A 16,399-nucleotide genomic window follows, 5' to 3' on the forward strand; every position below is an offset into this window, starting at 1 on the left:
TGGCTGGTGGCGGGCGGCACGACCATCACGGCGCCCGTGCCACCCATGCCGAGGAGAGCCAGTTGAGCTTGGTGCTGACGACCGACGCGGTGCCGGACGAGGAGAAGGTCGCGTTCTGGAACGACGCGGTGAGCAGGGCGCTGGTACCGGTCGCCGTCACCCCCCGCGACGGCAAGCGGTTCGACGGCAGGATCGCCACCGACTCCCTCGGATATCTGCGGGTCTCGCACATGGAGGCCGACGCCAAGCGGGTCAGCCGCACGGCGGCCCTGATCGAGCGTTCACCGGAGGCCCTCGTCGCGGTCGGCCTCCAGGTGTCGGGCACCGCCACCTTCATCCAGGACGGCCGGCGGGCCGAGATGGGCGAGGGCGACCTGGTGTTCTACGACACCACACGGCCGTTCTCCTTCACCTATCCGCAGCGGTTCGCCACCCAGGTCTTCCAGATTCCGCGCCATGTGCTGAGCGTCGCGGACGGTGACATCAGACGGGTCACGGGTACCGCCATCGACACGGGGCACGGCTTGGGCGCGGTGCTGCGGCCCTTCCTCGCCACGCTGGCCGACGCGGCCCCCTCCTACCCGCCGGCTGTCGGGCACCGGCTGGCCGGCCATGTCGTGGACCTGTTCGCCACCCTGATCACCGATCAGGCCGGACGGGACCCGGACGACGGCCGCGACCATCTCATGCTGAGCGTCCGCGCCCATATCGACCGGAAGCTCGGCGATCCCTCACTCTCACCGGAATCCATCGCCCGGGCGCACCACATATCCGTCCGCTATCTGCACCGGCTCTTCGAGGGCGAGGGCGTCACCGTCAGCCGTCTCATCCAGCAGCGGCGGCTGGAGGCGTGCGGGCGTGAACTCACCCGTCGCGGGCGCGTGACGCCGACCGTCTCGGCGGTGGCGCGGCGCTGGGGGTTCGTCAACCCCGCCCACTTCAGCCGGGCGTTCCGCGCCGCCTACGGGCTCTCTCCCCGGGAGTGGCGCACCCTGCACCTGGAGCGGGGCGAGGACGAGCAGCCGACAGGCCTGCCCCTCGCCTGACGCCCACGCCAGGCGAGGGCGGTGTCAGTCGCTGTCCAGGCGGGCGAGCCGGGAGCGGGCCGCGGCGACCCGTTGCGGGTCCGCGTCGCTGCCGAGGGCGACGCACCGCGTGAACGCCTCGCGGGCCTCGGCGGGACGGCCGGCTTCGAGGAGAACGTCACCGAGCGAGAGGAGATAGCGGCTCTCCAGGGCGATGTTGCCGCCCGTCCGGGACAGCTCGACCGAGGTCCGCAGGTACTCCAGCGCTTCCCCCCAGCGCCCCAGGCGGCCGTAGGAGGCCCCCAGGCCCGCGAGTGCGTTGGACCGCGTGAAGGCGGCGATGTGCGGTGCGACGCGGTCGCCGTCCTCGTCCAGTCGGGTCAGCACCTGCCGGTAGACCTCGATCGCTTCCTCGACGCGCCCGACGCCCCTCAGCCCCAGGGCGCGTGAGATCAGGGCCTGGAGCATCCCGTGCAGATCGCCGGCGGCCTCGAAGAGAGCGACGGCGCGGGTGCTGTGCTCGGCGGCCGGGCCGTCCTCGTCCAGCAGGTGGTGGGCCCAGGCGGCGTACCCGTGCGCCCACGCCTGCTGCCCGGCGTCGCCGGCCCGCCTGGCCGCGTCGAGCGCGCGGGCGCTGTGGGGAAGGCTGTCCCGGGGGCGGCCCTCGCAGATCATCACCGCCCAGGCGTGGTAGTTGAGCTGGGTCGCTTCGAGCAGTGGGCCGCCGAGCGCCTCGGCGGAGCGGGCGGCGGTGCCGAAGACCTCCGGCCAGTGCCCCCAGAAGATCCACTGGTCGGAGAACCAGTGCAGGGACTCGGCCACTTCCACGACGGTGGCGTGGTCGCCGTCCGCCGCGGCGGCGTGCAGGGCCGCCAGCCAGTTGGCGGCTTCGGCCTGGAGCCACTCGCGGGCCCGGTCGGCGCTGGAGAGGTCCACCGTGCCGCGCCAGGAGGCGGGTGGGGGTCCGTGACCGGGTTCGTACCACCGGCCGGCCACGACGGCCGTCTCCAGCAGCCAGCGGAACATCGACCGGCGGGCCCGCTCGATGCCGGCCTCGCTGTCCTCGGCGGCGAGGCGGCAGCGGCCGTACAGGCACAGCAGGTCGTGGAGCCGGTAGCGGTCCTCGGCGCTGGCGAGCAGGCCGGCCTCGACCAGTTCCTCCAGGGTGTCCTCGGTGTCGTGGACGTCCTGGCCGGTGAGCCGGGCGGCGCAGGCGGCGCCGACGTCCGGGCCGGGGACCAGGGACAGGCGGCGGAACAGGCGTGCGGCCGTGGGCGTGAGCTGCCGGTAGGACAGGTCGAACGCGGTCGCCACGCGTACGTCCCCGGCGGACAGCGCGTCCAGCCGCCGTTCCTCGTTCGCCAGCCGGTCCGCGAGCCGGCGCACGGTCCAACCCGTGCGGGTCGCCAGCCAGTTGCCCGCGACCCTGAGGGCCAGTGGCAGGTGCTCGCAGAGCCGGGCGACCTCCTCCAGGGCCTCGGGCTCGGCGGTCGCGCGGTCCTCGCCGACGAGGGAGGCCAGGAAGGCGGCCGACTCGGCGGGTTCGAGCCGGCCGAGGGGCAGCCGGTGCACGCCGTCCAGTCCGGTGAGCAGGCGGCGGCTGGTCACCAGGACGAGCGTTCCGCCCGAGCCCGGCAGCAGCGGGCGTACCTGCGCCTCGTCACGGGCGTTGTCCAGCACCAGCAGGCAGCGGCGGTCGGCGAGGACCTGCCGGTAGAGGGCGGGGTGGGTCTGCGGTCCCGCCTTGGCCAGGTCGCGGTCCGGCACGCCGAGGGCCTTGAGCACCCGGACCATCAGCTCGGAGGGGGCGGGTGGGCTGTCGTCGGTCCCCCTGAGGTCCACCACGAGCTGGCCGTCCGGGAAGCGGTCCGCGAGCCGGCGGGCGGCGCGCAGCGCCAGGGTGGTCTTTCCGGTGCCGGGCGGTCCGTGGATGACGACCACGACGGGCTGGTCGCCCGGGACACCGCCGCCCGCCCCGCCGGCGCGGTCCTCTCGGGGCGGTTCGCCCGCCGCGTGGGCACGGTCCTCTCGGGGCGGTTCGACCAGTGCCTCCAGGCGGGCCAGCTCGTCCGCGCGGCCCACGAAGTCCTCGATGCCGCGCGGGAATGAGCGGACGCCGACGGGGCTGTATCCGGGGGTGCGTCCGGCGCGGGCGGCGGCGAGCAGCCGCTCCCGGTCGGCGTCGTCCAGGCCGAGGCCGTCCGCGAGCGCGGCCACCGTCCGGCGTTGCGGCGCGGCCCGCCGCCCGCGCTCCAGATCGCCGATGCCCCGCTCGCTGACCCCGGAGGCCTCCGCCAGGGCCTCGATCGTCAACGACTTCGCCCGTCGCAGTGCGCGCAGCAACGGCCCGAATGCGACCTCCTGTGCGGACATGTCCGCCCTTTCCCCCGACTACGCTTGAACATTGTAATACCGCGCGCGCTCGGCCGTCGTTCACCGCCGCCGCGCTGATCGGCCTCCTGCCCTCGACCCGGTCACCGCTGCCGGTCGGACACCCGACGTGCGTCACGACACCTGACGTACGTCACGACACGTGACACCTGGTACACGCGTGGTTCCCGCGGCCCGCGGCAGGTGATAGACACAGCGGGATCACAGTTCCTGTCCGCCAACAGGAAGGTTTCTGCCGCATGTCTGCAACACGCCGTCAGGTCCTGGCCACAGCGAGCGCCCTGGGAGCGGGCATCGCCTTCACCGGGGCCCTGTCCGAGCTCTTCGCGGGCACCGCCGCCGCACAGAACCTGGGCCACGCCTGCTACGGTCCGCTCGTCTCCGACCCCAACGGCCTGCTCGACCTGCCGAAAGGTTTCCGCTACACCGTGCTCTCCCGCGAGGGCGACCAGCTCCGCTCCGGAGAGGGCAGAGTCCCCTCCAACCACGACGGCATGGCCGCCTTCGCCGGCAGAGGAGGCCGTACCCACCTCGTCCGCAACCACGAGAACCGCGTCACCGCGCCGATCCCGGTCCCGACCGTCAGCGGCCTCACCTACGATCCGGCCGGCAAGGGCGGCTGTACGGCGCTGACGCTCGACGCGCACCAGCGCGTGCTGTCCGAACGGGTCGCCATCGCCGGTACGGCCGTCAACTGCGCGGGCGGCCGCACCCCCTGGGACACCTGGCTGACCTGTGAGGAGACCGAGGACAAGGCGGGCACCAACGGCTACACCAAGGACCACGGTTTCATCTTCGAGGTCCACCCCACCGACCCGCACCGCACCGGCGCGGTCCCGCTGACCGCGATGGGCCGCTTCCAGCACGAGGCGGTCGCGATCGACCCGCGGTCCGGCGTCGTCTACGAGACCGAGGACGCCTTCCAGAAGCCGTTCGGCCTGTTCTACCGCTTCCTGCCGCACCAGCCGCTCGGCGGCGTCGGTTCGCTGCGCGCGGGCGGCCGGCTCCAGGCGATGCGGGTGCCGGGCGTGCCGGACCTGTCCCCCGTCCAGGAGCCGGGAACGCGCTTCGACGGCGTCGAGTGGGTGGACGTACCCGACCCGCTGGCGACCTCCACTCCCACCCGGTTGCAGGACTACGGCCCCGGCGGCATCACCCACGCGCAGAAGCTGGAGGGCTGCTACTGGGGCGGCAGCTGCGTGTACTTCGTGTCGTCCTTCGCCCGCGGCGCGGACGGCTCCGCGGCCGACCACTACGGCCAGATCTGGCGCTACGACCCGGCGCGGCGCCGGCTGACCCTGGTCGTCGTGTTCGGCCCGGACACCGATGTGCAGCTGCCCGGCGAGTCCCCGGACAACATCTGCCTCGCCCCCGGCGGCGGCCTGATGGTGTGCGAGGACGGCAACGGCGCCCAGCACGTCTTCGGCGTGACCCGCAAGGGCGAGGTGTACCCGATGGCCCGGGGCCGCCAGGCCCTCGCGTCAGCCACCGCGGCGGGCGGTACGGCGCAGGAGCCGGAGTGGGGCGAGTTCGCGGGGGTCACCTTCTCCCCCGACGGCGACACGATGTACGTCAACTGCTACACGCCCGGCACCACTTTCGCGGTGACCGGCCCGTGGCGCGGCTAGTTCCCTGCTGTCGTTGACGCCGGCCGCCGTACGCCGAGGTGCCGTGGGGTGAACCGTTCGGAGGTCCGCCCCACGGCACATCCGTGCCGGCACGTGTGCCGCCCGGCGACCAGGCCGGGCCGGGCCCGGAAAGGTTGATGCGTCAGCTTCATCAGCGCGCTCTTCGGCCAGGTTCATCCGATCAGGACCGGGAAAGCGCCCTCAGGACGGGTTCTCGTCCTCCAGCTTCTCCACCACGCGCTCGGAGATCTGGGCCAGCGTGCGCAGCTCCGCCGGCGTCACATGGTCGAGGAACAGCTCGCGCACCGCCTCCACGTGGCGCGGCGCGGCGGCCTCGATCATCGCGCGCCCCTCCTCCGTGATCACCACGAAGGCGCCGCGGCCGTCCTCGGGACACTCCTGGCGGACCACCAGTCCGCGCTTCACCATGCGGGCGATGTGGTGGGACATCCGGCTCTTCTCCCACTCCAGCGCCCGGGCCAGCTCCTGGAACCTGCGCCGACCGTCCGGTACGTCCGTCAGCTCGACCAGCACGGCGAAGTCCGTGGCCGACACATTCGACTCCGCCTGCAACGAGCGCGACAACCGACCCCGGAGCTTGTCATGCAGGCGGATGAAGTTCCGCCACGCCTGCTGTTCCTCCGGCGTCAGCCAACGCACCGCCTCGTCCATGAGAGAGAGTGTAAGCCTAGTTGATATTTCACCGAAGATTGCAGGAGGTAGCGGCGCCCATGGCAGCCACGCCCGCCCCACCGCTCGTCACACCGCCGAAGCTGGTGGCGACAGACCTGGACGGCACACTCTTCCGAAGCGACGGCACGCTGTCGCGGCGCACGCGAGCGGCGCTGGCGTCGGCCGAGGGGGCCGGAATACGGGTCGTGCTCGTCACGGGCCGTCCGCCACGGAGCGTGCCGGACCTGCTGGAGCGCGTCGGGCCTCACGCCGTCATCGCCGCGAACGGCGCCGCGGTTCACTCACCGGACGGGACCGTCGCTCACACCTTCCCCCTCCGGGCCGCCGCGGCCCGGCGGCTCCTGGACCACGTACGCGCCGCGATCCCGGGTGTCTCGTTCGCGGTCGAGTTCGACGGGGCCTTCGGGCATGAACCGACGTACCCGGCCTGGTCGTTCGGGGACAAGGCCGTCGAACTGATCGGGGCGGCCGAGGAGATCCTCGCCCTCACCTCCGGCAGACCCGCGCTGAAAATCCTGGCCCACCATCCGGCACTCGCGCTCGACGCCTTCTACGAACAGGCCCGGCGTGCCGCCGGGCCGGACGCCGAGACCACGCACTCCACCGGGCTGTCGCTGGTCGAGTTCAGCGCGCCCGGCGTCACGAAGGCCACCACCCTCATCACCTGGAGCGGCCGGCTCGGCATCGGCAGCCACGAGATCGCCGCCTTCGGCGACATGCCCAACGACCTGCCCATGCTCGGCGCCGTGGGGGACTCCTACGCCATGGCCAACGCCCACCCGGACGTCCTGGCGGCCGCGCGGCACCGGGCGCCCTCCAACGACGAGGACGGTGTGGCTCAGGTACTGGAGGCGTTCGTCGACGCCCTCACACACCGGTCGCCGACACCGTCACACGCCGATCGCCTCTGACCGCCCCACCCTCAGGACCCGACCCTCGCGACCCGCCCCTCAAGGCCTGCCCCCCAAGACCCGCCCCTCAAGCCGCCGGGGTGTCCAGGGCCCGCACCCTGGACACCCCGGACGGAGCCCACGTGCCTCCCGGCCGCGCCGCTCAGTCGTCCTCCGGGAACTCGCCCGACCACACGGCGGCCATGCGCAGCAAGGGCTCGGCCTCGTCCTGCCGGCCCTGACGTTGCAGGGTGCGGCCCAGCATCAGGTGGGCGTAGTGCTCCACCGGATCGCGCTCGATGATCGCACGCAACTGCTCCTCGGCGCGCCGCAGTTGAGCGGAGTGGTAATAGGCGCGGGCCAGCAGCAGCCGGGGACCGGTCTGTTCCGGGGCCTCCTCCACGACGGGGGCGAGCAGCCGCGCGGCACCGATGTAGTCCTTGGCCTCGAAGAGCAGCTGCGCACGCTCCCAGCGCTCCGTGGTGGTCTCCTCGTGCGGTACGCCGGCACCGTCGTCGAAGAGGTGCAGGGCGCTCGCCCACCGGTCGGGCGCCACGCCGTCGTTCGCCGTGTGCCCGATGAAGTTGTCGGTCATCGTTCCTCGTTCTCCTCTGCCGTATGCCTGCCGGGTGCCTGCCGGGCGCCTGGGCGTCAGGCCGCCGATTCGGTGGGGTGCGGGCGTTCCGCGTCGCGGGCCGCGCGCAGGGACGCGTGGGTGGGCGCGTCGGGCACATCGGCCGGCCGGTTCTTCGCGAACTCCTTCCGGAGCACCGGTACGACGTCCGTACCGAGCATGTCGATCTGCTCCAGCGCGGTCTTCAGGGGTATTCCGCCGCCGTCCACCATGAACAGCTGACGCTGGTAGTCCCCGAAGTGCTCACGGAAGGCGAGCGTCTTCTCGATGACCTGATCGGGGGTGCCGACGGTCAGCGGGGTCTGCTCCATGTACTCCTCCATCGAGATCCCGCCTCCCATCACCGGTGAGTGGTCGAAGAACGGGCGGAACTCCCGGACGGCGTCCTGGGAGGCGGGCCGCATGTAGACATGGCCGCCGAGCCCGACGACGGCCTGCTCGGGGGTGCCGTGGCCGTAGTGCGCGTACCGCTGCCGGTACAGGTCGATCAGCTTCTTGGTGTGCTCCTTGGGCCAGAAGATGTTGTTGTGGAAGAAGCCGTCGCCGTAGTACGCGGCCTGTTCCGCGATCTCCGGCGAGCGGATGGAGCCGTGCCAGACGAACGGCGGGATTCCGTCGAGCGGGCGCGGGGTGGAGGTGAAGCCCTGCAACGGGGTGCGGAACCTGCCCTCCCAGTCCACGACGTCCTCGCGCCACAGGCGGTGCAGCAGCGCGTAGTTCTCGATGGCGAGGCCGATGCCGTCGCGGATGTCCTTGCCGAACCACGGATAGACCGGCCCGGTGTTGCCACGGCCCATCATCAGGTCCACCCGGCCGTCGGCCAGGTGCTGGAGCATCGCGTAGTCCTCGGCGATCTTCACCGGGTCGTTGGTGGTGATCAACGTGGTCGACGTCGACAGGACGATCCGCTCGGTGCGCGCGGCGATCCAGCCCAGCAGCGTGGTCGGGGACGACGGCACGAACGGCGGGTTGTGGTGCTCACCGGTCGCGAAGACGTCCAGCCCGGCTTCTTCCGCCTTCTGCGCGAGGGTGACCATCGCCTTGATCCGCTCGTGCTCGGTCGGCGCACGGCCCGTGGTCGGGTCGGTGGTCACATCACCGACGGTGAAGATGCCGAACTGCATCGTCCTCAAGCCTTCCACGAAGTGGATGTATCAACTATCCCCGTGCAACACGGTCGCGCCCGCGCGTATTCCGCGAGTTAGTTGACACATCAATGAGGACAAGTAAAGGTTGTCGCGTGAAGCAACAGCGCGCGAAGGAGAGCCCCCATGTCTGACCTCGTCTTCGGTCTGGACACGTTCGGCGACGTACCGGAGGACGACTCCGGCGCTCCGGTCTCCGACGCCCGCGCCATCCGGCAGGTCCTGGAGGAGGCCGTTCTCGCGGAGGAGACCGGTGTCGACGTCATCGCTCTCGGTGAGCACCACCGCCCGGAGTACGCGATCTCGACCCCGGAGACCGTGCTCGCCGGTATCGCCACGCGCACCAGCCGTATCCGCCTGTCCTCCGGTGTGACCGTGCTCAGCTCGGACGATCCGGTCCGCGTCTTCCAGCGGTTCTCGACCGTGGACGCGCTGTCGAACGGCCGGGCCGAGGTTATCCTCGGGCGCGGCTCGTTCACCGAGTCCTTCCCCCTCTTCGGCTACGACCTCGCCGACTACGACGTGCTGTTCGAGGAGAAGATCGAGCTCTTCGCCAAGCTGCTGGAGGAGAAGCCGGTCACCTGGAGCGGCACCCAGCGGGCTCCGCTCGACGACGCCGACGTGTTCCCCAAGACCGAGTCCGGCCGGCTGAGCACCTGGGTCGGTGTCGGCGGATCACCCCAGTCGGTCATCCGCACCGCGCGCTACGGCTTCCCGCTCATGATCGCCATCATCGGCGGCGCCCCCCAGCGCTTCGCGCCGTACATCGACCTCTACGAGCGGGCCACCGCCCAGTTCGGTACGACCGCTCACCCGGTCGGCATGCACTCACCGGGCTTCATCGCCGACACGGACGAGCAGGCCCGGGAGCTGCACTGGCCGCACTACAAGGTCATCCGTGACCGCATCGGCGCGCTGCGGGGCTGGCCGCCGGTCCGCAAGGAGGAGTACGCGGCCGAGATCGAGCGGGGCTCCCTCTACATCGGTTCGCCCGAGACGGTCGCCCGCAAGATGGCCCACGCGATCAAGACGCTCGGCGTCGGCCGGTTCGACATGATCTACACCACGGGCGCGCAGCCGATCAGCGCGCGCCTGCGGGCCGTCGAACTGTACGGCACGAAGGTCGTCCCGATGGTCCGCGACCTCCTGGCGGGCTGACACCCGGAACGCCGACAGCAGGAACGGAGAAGAGACGCACAGCACCGCCGTACGCACCGTCGGCATCCTGGCAGCGGGGAAGGTCGGCACCGTGCCGGCGCGTCCGGCCCTGGCGGCCGGCCGTCGCGTGCTCATCGCCGGGGCGGGTGACCCCGCCAGGATCGCCCTCACCGTCGACGTCCTCACTCCCGGCGCCGTCCCGGTCACCGCCGCCGAGGCCGCTGCGGAGGCCGACGTCGTCATCCTCGCGGTCCCGCTCGGCAAGTACCGCGGCGTTCCCGTCGCGTCGGCGTTTCAGGCCACGACCCGCTGACCTCCTCCAGCGAGATCGTGCGGGCGTATCTGCCCGGACCGCGGGTGGTCAAGGCGTTCAACCACAGGGGGTACCACGACCTGGAGTACGGGCCCCGCCCTGGGAACGCCGGGGCGCAAGGCGATCGCGATCGCCGGTGACGAACCGGACGCCCTCGCCGTCGTCGCGGGTCTGGTCGACGCGTTCGGCTTCGACCCGGCCCTGGCGGGACCGCTCGCCGAGGGGGTACGGCTCGAACCGGACACCGAGCCGTTCGGCGCCGACGTCGGTGCCGGTGAGCTGCGCGAGATGCTCGCCCGCTCCCCGGAGTCGGAGCGCGGCCGGGCCGTGAGCGGCGCACGGGCCGCGGCCTCGGCACCGGCCGCTCACGCGGCCCGACCACCGGTCGGAATCGCTCACGTACCCCGCCCCTGGGGCCCTCGGGCCCGCACCCTTCACCCGCTCGGCTCACCCCGATGGCTGCCGTGCCACCCACCCGCCAGGGTCTCAAGAGAGAGCCCGGTGTCCACGCCGAAGGGGCCAGTGATGCGCCGCTATCCGCCCATCGCCGATCACGGTCTCACCGCAGACCCGCAGACCTGCGCGTTGGTCTCCCCGGAGGGTGTTCCCGACCGGCTCCGCTCTCCTGGTTCCGACTCGCCGCACGTCTTCGCCGCTCTCGGCGATCACGAGCGCGGTGGCCACGGTGCGCGAGGCACGCTCGCGTGGGGTGCGAGCGAACTGGCTGCCGTGATCCTGACCGTGGAAGCCCCCGAAGCCCCAGGAGCCCCGGGCGCCGCCGCCGGCGTGCGGGGCTAGGCCCGGCGATGGCGTCCCGGGACGACAGCGGGGACCTGTCCGCCACCGTGCTGGAGGCGCTGTTCACCCAGGCGCCCATGGGCCTGTACGTCTTCGACGAGCAGCTGCGGATCGTGCGCTACAACACCGCGGGGCGCGCAGTGCGCGGGCTGCCCAGCGACGCGGTGCTCGGGCGGCGGATCGACGAGGTCGCGGAGGGCTTCCACGATCCCGAACTCCTCTCGCTCGCCCGTCAGGTGCTCACGGGAGAGGCGCGGGTCCGGGGCCGTCTGATCCGCGGCCGGCCTCCGGGTGACCCGGACCAGGAGATGGTGATCTCGGTGTCGGCCTTCCGGGTCCGTCCCGGCGGCGGACACGTCCTGGGCGTCGCCGTCGTGGAGGACGTCTCCGCGCGGCAGCACACGGTGGACCGGCTGGACATCCTGCACGACGCCCATCACGCCATCGGCACGAGCCTGGACGTGCGGGAGACGGCGGACGCGCTGGCCGAGGTGGTGGTGGGCCGGTTCGCGGACGCGGTGTCGGTGGACGTGCTGGACGAGGCGGTGCGCGGCGCCGCGCTGTCCGGAGGACCGGTGGACGCCGACGTGCCCCTGCGCCGGGTGGCCTTCCGCTCGGTGCACGACCGTACGGCGCAGATCCCCTCGGGCGAGCTGACGACCTTCCCCTTCCCCACTCCCTTCACCCGGAGCCTCCAGGACGCCTCGCCCCGGCTCGTCACCCACCTGACGCCGGACGAGCCGTGGCTGGTCACCGATCCCGAGCGGGCCCGGCGGCTGACCGACGCGGGTGTGCACTCGCTCCTCATCACCCCGCTGGTGGTGCGCGGCACCGTCCTCGGGGTCGCCTGCTTCTACCGGCACCGTGACCCTCGGCCGTACGACGAGGACGATCTCTCCCTGGCCGAGCAGCTGGCCCAGCGTACGGCGCTCAGCATCGACAACGCCCGCAGCTATGTCCGTGAGCGCACCATCGCGACCGCCCTGCAACGCCACCTGCTGCCCCGCATCCCACCGGAGCTGGCCACGGTCGACACCGCCGCCCTCCACCTGCCCGGCACCCAGGGCGGCGGCGGGGACTGGTACGACGTCATCCCCCTCTCCGGCAGCCGGGTGGCCCTGACCGTCGGCGATGTCACCGGCAGCGGCGTCGAAGTGGCGGCCACCATGGGACAGTTGCGCACCGCACTGACGACGCTGGCGGTGCGGGACCTGGCGCCGGAGGAACTGCTCTCCTGCCTCGACGAGACCACCGTCTCGTTGACGCGGGACACGGGCGGGCCGGTCACGGCGTCCTGCCTGTACGCCGTGTTCGACCCGGTGACCCGTACCTGTACGGCCGCCAGCGCGGGGCACGCGCCCCCGGTGGCCGTCGGCGCGCTCGGCGAGCCCATGGTCTTCGAACCGCCCGCCGGGCCGCTGCTCGGCACCGGCGGCGGCGGGTACGAGGCGCTGCGCGTGGAGCTGCCGGACGGCAGCCTGCTGGCGCTGTACACCAACGGTCTGGTCCGCTCGGTGCCGGGCGCCCGGCAGACCCTGCTCCGCCTCCTGAGCCATCCCGACCGCCCCCTGCACCAGCTCGCCGACGACGCGGTGTACGCCCTCCTGCCCGGCCAGGGCGAGGACGACGCCGTCCTGCTGCTCGCCCGCACCCGCGGCCTGGAACAGGACCGCCTCGCCGAGTGGACACTGCCCAAGGACGCGGCCGTCGTCGCCACCGCACGCCGGCTCGCCGAACACCAGCTGGCGGCCTGGGGCCTGGAGGACCTGGCCTTCGCGACCGAACTGATCGTCAGCGAACTCGTCACCAACGCCGTCCGGTACGGCAGCCCGCCGATCCGGCTGCGCATGATCCGCGACCGGAGCCTGTTGTGCGAGGTCTCCGACGGCAGCAGCACCGCGCCGCATCTGCGCAACGCCCGCGCCATCGACGAGGGCGGCCGAGGCCTGGCGCTCGTCGCCCAGCTCGCCACCCACTGGGGCACCCGGTTCGGACGCCGGGGCAAGACCATCTGGTCCGAGCAGAAGCTCGACGGCGGCTGAATGCCGGGGGCCCTTTCGAGCCGCCGTGGCCGGTCCGGGCCGTGGCCGGTCCGGCGGTCCGGTGAACCGGGCGTTCCGGCAGGCGTACGGCATGCTTCAGCGGGAAATACCCGAACAGCGCGCCCGGTGCGGGTGCGGACGGGGAACGGACGGGGGAGGGAGCGGACGCATGCGTGCGACCGTGCTCGATGTGGTGCGGGGTGTCGTCGACCGACACGCGCCGGATGAACGGCAGTTGGTCGAGGATCTGGCGGGGCTGGACTACGGCCTGGTGGTACGGCGGATGCGGCGGGCGTCCTCCGGCGGACGGTCCGACCCGCTGGGCTTCGGCCTCGACGCCATCGCGGCCATGGTCACGCCCTTGGTCCTGCTGGTGGTCGACGAGGCGTGCCGCGCCGCCGTCGCGGACGGCACCGGGCGGCTGATGAACCGGGCCACGGCCGCCCTCGGACGGCTGCGCCCGTCCGCCCGCCGCCCGACCACCCCGCCCGAGGTGCCCCACCTCGACCGGGAGCAACTGGCGTCCGTACGGCGGCGGGTGCACGAGGAGGCGGTACGGCGCGGCTTCCCCGACGCCGACGGTCTCGCGGACAGCGTGGTCGCACGGCTGGCCCTGGCGGGTACGGAAGACCCCCGCGACGACCGGCCCGGTGAGCCGGGCGAGCCGGGCGAGCCGGGCCGGCCGGGCGACGGCGGTGGTCGTCAGGAGGACGGGGCGGTCCGGTGAGCGGAGCCACGGAGGCGGCCGTGCCCCGCCCGGCGCCCGCGCCGCCGGCGCCCGACCCGGGCGCGCTTCCCGCCGGAACCACCCTGCGCTTCCTCGTCCTCGTCGTCGCGATGGCGGCGGCCACGGTCGAGATGCTGACCGGCCTTCTGCGGCCGTACCCCGCCCAGAACGTCGCGTTCCTCTGCGAGTTCGCGGCGGGCTACGACCCGGGCGGCAACCTCATCGACAACGTGACGCGGAGCAACGCCCAGGCGGAGGCCATCAAGGAGTGCGCCAAGGGCGCCCCCATGACGCCGGAGTGGTACGGCCTGGCCGGCAGTGCCGTCGTCCTGCTGGCCGCCACGGCCGTGTACCTGCTGCTGCCGCGCTGGAAGCGGCGGCGGCACGGTCTGGTGCCGCTGCACGGCCGGGACCCGCAGGGCGAGGTCCGGGCCGAGGTCGCCCGGCTGGCCGGGATCGCCGGAGTGCGCGCCCTGCCCGACCTCGTGGTCGACCTGACCGCCCTCGACGCCGGCGCGGTCGTCTTCGGCCGGGCGGGCCGGCGCACCCTCTGCCTCAACAACGGCCTGCTGCACGTCCGCCGCTCCGACCCGGCCCGCTTCCAGGCCGTGCTCCTGCACGAACTGGCCCATCTGCGCCACCGGGACGTGGACATCGCGTACGCCGTGACGGCACTCTGGCGGGTCTTCCTCACCCTGGCCGCCGTCCCGTTCACCCTCGTGCTCGGCGGGAGCCTGGTCGCGGCGCAGTTCGGCTGGTTCATGGGCGTCGACGCCGTCTTCTGGCCCGCCGCCCGGCCGTACATGGTCCGGGAGATCGCGACCGCCGCCTTCCTGTTCCTGCTGGTCGTCCTGGCCCGCGCCGACACCCTGCGCCACCGCGAGCTGTACGCCGACCGGGGGGCCGTGGCCCTGGGCGCCGATCCCCGCGTCTGGCGGGCGCGGGCCGAGGGAGCCGGGACGCCGGGCCGCCCGGCGCGGAGCGTCTCGGTGCTGTGGCGCAGTCATCCCTCCTGGGCGGAGCGCCGACGCGCGCTGGAGGACCCGGCTGGCCTGTTCGCGCTGACGGACATGCCGTTGTTCCTGCTCGGCGCGGTGACCCTGGTCACCGGGAACGCGCTGACCGACCGGTGGGACGAGCGTCCGGCCGCCTGGCTCGTCGGGGGCCTGGCGGCGGCCCTCCTCGCGGTCTCGGTCTGGCGCGCGGCCCTGTACGCCGCGCACCGGGGCGGCCCCGGACCCTCGGGTGTGCGGGCCGGCTCGGCGCTCGGACTCGGCCTGGTCTGCGGGGAGTTGCTGTCCGGATCGACCATCGGCCCCGGCTGGTGGCCCCCGCATCCGGAACCTCTGCTCTTCCCGTTCCTCGGGGCCGTGGCCTACGTCTGCTGGCTGGCCCAGTGCGCCCGGCTGAGCCTGCGGGACACACCGGGCACGCCGCGCGCGCTGCGCGGAGCGGTGCTCGTCGCGGCCGTCGCGGGGTGCGTCGTGGCGGCGGCCGGTCTCGGCTGGTGGCTGGGCGGGGGCAAGCTGTGGCTGGCCGGGGACCTTTACCAGGCGGGCGGTCTGGAGCAGGACATCCGCCGGATGTTCCCCGGCCCCTGGAGCGGGCAGCAGCAGTACGCGGCGGTGCTGCCCTGGATCGCCACGGTTCTCACGAGCGCGAGCGTCGCGGGCTCGACCCCCGTGATCGCGGCGGCCGCGGTGGTGCTGTGGGTGTACCCGGCCGTGCTGCTGCTCAGACGGCCACGGGCGACGGGGCTGCGGTCCACGCTCCTCGCCGGACTGGCCGGGGGTGTGCTCGGCGTCGCCGCAGTCGCGGCGGTGATGGCGTACGTCCACACCTGGCGCCCTCCGCTCGGCGAGCGGGGCACGGCCTTCAGCGTCGTCTACATGTGGTGGCGGACCGTCGCCCTGTGGACCGGCGTGACCGTGACGGCGGCCGTCGTCGCCGTGACCACCCGCACCCACCGGCTGCCCCGCGCCCTCGCCGCCGCGGGCATCGCCCAGATCCTGGCGCTGGCGGGGCAGTTCGTGCTCCAGTCCGCCGACGGCTGTCAGGGCCCGCTGCGGGTCATGGGCAACACCTGCCACTGGCTGCCCGACGGGTCCTGGCCGCTGACGGAACTCCTGGTGCAGACGGCCGCGCCGGCGATGTTCGGCGCCGCCCTGGTCGCCGCGCCCCTGGCCCGACTCCCCCGCGCCCAAGGACCCCCAGCGCTCCCCGAGGCCGTACGGCGGTCCTGGCCGACCCGCGTCGCCGTGGGCGCCGTAGCGGTCCTGGCCGTGGCGTCGTCCGTCGTGGCCGTGCGTTCCGTGACGGGCGGCGGCGGTACGGCCCTGGCGGTGCCCGACCGTGGCCCGGCCGCCGGCACCGGCGAACGGGTGCGCAGCTTCCAGTTGCTGGCCTGGTTCAAGACGAGCGGCCAGGCCGACATCATCGCCCTGGCCTCTCGCTACACCGCGTTCGCGAAGTGGTTCAAGGAGTCGACGGACGCCGAGACCGGTGCCGTCAACGGTGACACCCTGCGCCCCGTCTGCGCCGGCCTCGCCCGCGACACGGCCACCGCCCGACACCATCTGGGCGTACCCGACCCCGAACTGGGCCGCGCGTGGACCACCCTGCTGAGCAAGAGCCGGGACGCGGCCCGCGAGTGCACCTCCGTGCTCGACTCGGAGACGGACGACGTGCGGCGCAACACGAAGATGCTGGAAGACCTCGTCGCCGCCTACGAACAGGCGAGCAAGGCCATCCCGCCCCTGACGAACCGCGTCACCACGGCGCTGGAGCAGTGGCCGCAATGGAAGAAGGCCGGCTGATCAGGCGAGACTGCCGCCGATGCCGTGGCTGGCGCCCGCCGCCCAGAACACCGGCAGGCGCAGCCCCTCGTGGGAGGGTGGCGTCCTCGGCGGCCCGGCAGATGATCCAAGTCCTGGGCGTCGCGCTGTCGTTCAGGGT

Annotated in this window: 13 protein-coding genes; 9 read left to right on the top strand and 4 right to left on the bottom strand. The window is 73.0% G+C overall.

All coding sequences use genetic code 11. The annotated features are described in order from the left end of the window. Positions 1-62: 62 nt before the first annotated feature. A complete protein-coding gene (locus ACZ4WH_RS04820) occupies positions 63-1,046 on the top strand; it encodes an AraC-like ligand-binding domain-containing protein (protein ID WP_468176621.1) in 984 nt (327 codons plus the stop codon). A gap of 24 nt (positions 1,047-1,070) precedes the next feature. On the opposite strand, the gene ACZ4WH_RS04825 is transcribed toward ACZ4WH_RS04820, so the two are convergent. Next, positions 1,071-3,398, bottom strand: coding sequence for an ATP-binding protein (locus tag ACZ4WH_RS04825; RefSeq protein ID WP_468176622.1), 2,328 nt, complete (start codon positions 3,396-3,398; stop codon positions 1,071-1,073). A gap of 257 nt (positions 3,399-3,655) precedes the next feature. Between ACZ4WH_RS04825 and ACZ4WH_RS04830 the strand changes: the two genes are divergently transcribed. Continuing rightward, positions 3,656-5,044: an alkaline phosphatase PhoX gene (locus ACZ4WH_RS04830; RefSeq protein ID WP_468176624.1), complete on the top strand. Its 1,389-nt coding sequence runs from the start codon at positions 3,656-3,658 to the stop codon at positions 5,042-5,044. 201 nt (positions 5,045-5,245) lie between these two features. Here the strand turns inward: ACZ4WH_RS04830 and ACZ4WH_RS04835 are convergent, their stop codons facing one another. Then, positions 5,246-5,716, bottom strand: a complete 471-nt coding sequence (locus ACZ4WH_RS04835; RefSeq protein ID WP_468176626.1) for a MarR family winged helix-turn-helix transcriptional regulator — start codon at positions 5,714-5,716, stop codon at positions 5,246-5,248. 59 nt (positions 5,717-5,775) lie between these two features. Between ACZ4WH_RS04835 and ACZ4WH_RS04840 the strand changes: the two genes are divergently transcribed. Beyond that, a complete protein-coding gene (locus tag ACZ4WH_RS04840; protein ID WP_468176628.1) occupies positions 5,776-6,648 on the top strand; it encodes an HAD family hydrolase in 873 nt (290 codons plus the stop codon). Between the two features lie 142 nt (positions 6,649-6,790). Here ACZ4WH_RS04840 and ACZ4WH_RS04845 read toward each other — a convergent pair whose 3' ends face one another. Together ACZ4WH_RS04845 and ACZ4WH_RS04850 are read right to left on the bottom strand one after the other, a co-directional pair. Continuing rightward, a complete protein-coding gene (locus tag ACZ4WH_RS04845; protein ID WP_468176630.1) occupies positions 6,791-7,222 on the bottom strand; it encodes a tetratricopeptide repeat protein in 432 nt (143 codons plus the stop codon). A 56-nt stretch (positions 7,223-7,278) separates the two neighbouring features. After that, positions 7,279-8,385: an LLM class flavin-dependent oxidoreductase gene (locus ACZ4WH_RS04850; protein WP_468176932.1), complete on the bottom strand. Its 1,107-nt coding sequence runs from the start codon at positions 8,383-8,385 to the stop codon at positions 7,279-7,281. Between the two features lie 147 nt (positions 8,386-8,532). On the opposite strand from ACZ4WH_RS04850, the gene ACZ4WH_RS04855 reads away from it, so the two are divergent. From ACZ4WH_RS04855 to ACZ4WH_RS04880, 6 genes are all read left to right on the top strand, one after another. Continuing rightward, entirely contained in the window at positions 8,533-9,564 is a 1,032-nt protein-coding gene (locus tag ACZ4WH_RS04855; RefSeq protein ID WP_468176632.1) for an LLM class flavin-dependent oxidoreductase, read from the top strand. A 67-nt stretch (positions 9,565-9,631) separates the two neighbouring features. Next, positions 9,632-9,877, top strand: coding sequence for an NAD(P)-binding domain-containing protein (locus tag ACZ4WH_RS04860; protein WP_468176934.1), 246 nt, complete (start codon positions 9,632-9,634; stop codon positions 9,875-9,877). Positions 9,878-10,402: 525 nt separating this feature from the next. Beyond that, positions 10,403-10,675 (top strand): hypothetical protein, encoded by a 273-nt coding sequence (locus ACZ4WH_RS04865; protein WP_468176634.1) that lies wholly within the window; start codon positions 10,403-10,405, stop codon positions 10,673-10,675. An 8-nt stretch (positions 10,676-10,683) separates the two neighbouring features. Further along, the gene (locus ACZ4WH_RS04870) at positions 10,684-12,717 is read left to right on the top strand and encodes an ATP-binding SpoIIE family protein phosphatase (RefSeq protein WP_468176636.1); all 2,034 of its coding nucleotides are present in this window, start codon (positions 10,684-10,686) and stop codon (positions 12,715-12,717) included. 169 nt (positions 12,718-12,886) lie between these two features. Beyond that, positions 12,887-13,444, top strand: a complete 558-nt coding sequence (locus ACZ4WH_RS04875) for a hypothetical protein (protein ID WP_468176638.1) — start codon at positions 12,887-12,889, stop codon at positions 13,442-13,444. Then, the gene (locus ACZ4WH_RS04880) at positions 13,441-16,260 is read left to right on the top strand and encodes a M48 family metalloprotease (protein WP_468176640.1); all 2,820 of its coding nucleotides are present in this window, start codon (positions 13,441-13,443) and stop codon (positions 16,258-16,260) included. Before ACZ4WH_RS04875 ends, ACZ4WH_RS04880 begins: the two co-directional genes overlap by 4 nt. Positions 16,261-16,399: the final 139 nt, after the last annotated feature.

It is taken from the genome of Streptomyces sp. NPDC029138 (assembly GCF_055564375.1).

Bases quoted from the DNA above. Each gene is read 5' to 3' on its own strand.
- ACZ4WH_RS04825 (WP_468176622.1), bottom strand. From the start codon at position 3,398: ATGTCCGCACAGGAGGTCGCATTCGGGCCGTTGCTGCGCGCACTGCGA.
- ACZ4WH_RS04830 (WP_468176624.1), top strand. From the start codon at position 3,656: ATGTCTGCAACACGCCGTCAGGTCCTGGCCACAGCGAGCGCCCTGGGA.
- ACZ4WH_RS04835 (WP_468176626.1), bottom strand. From the start codon at position 5,716: ATGGACGAGGCGGTGCGTTGGCTGACGCCGGAGGAACAGCAGGCGTGG.
- ACZ4WH_RS04840 (WP_468176628.1), top strand. From the start codon at position 5,776: ATGGCAGCCACGCCCGCCCCACCGCTCGTCACACCGCCGAAGCTGGTG.
- ACZ4WH_RS04845 (WP_468176630.1), bottom strand. From the start codon at position 7,222: ATGACCGACAACTTCATCGGGCACACGGCGAACGACGGCGTGGCGCCC.
- ACZ4WH_RS04850 (WP_468176932.1), bottom strand. From the start codon at position 8,385: ATGCAGTTCGGCATCTTCACCGTCGGTGATGTGACCACCGACCCGACC.
- ACZ4WH_RS04855 (WP_468176632.1), top strand. From the start codon at position 8,533: ATGTCTGACCTCGTCTTCGGTCTGGACACGTTCGGCGACGTACCGGAG.
- ACZ4WH_RS04865 (WP_468176634.1), top strand. From the start codon at position 10,403: ATGCGCCGCTATCCGCCCATCGCCGATCACGGTCTCACCGCAGACCCG.
- ACZ4WH_RS04870 (WP_468176636.1), top strand. From the start codon at position 10,684: ATGGCGTCCCGGGACGACAGCGGGGACCTGTCCGCCACCGTGCTGGAG.
- ACZ4WH_RS04875 (WP_468176638.1), top strand. From the start codon at position 12,887: ATGCGTGCGACCGTGCTCGATGTGGTGCGGGGTGTCGTCGACCGACAC.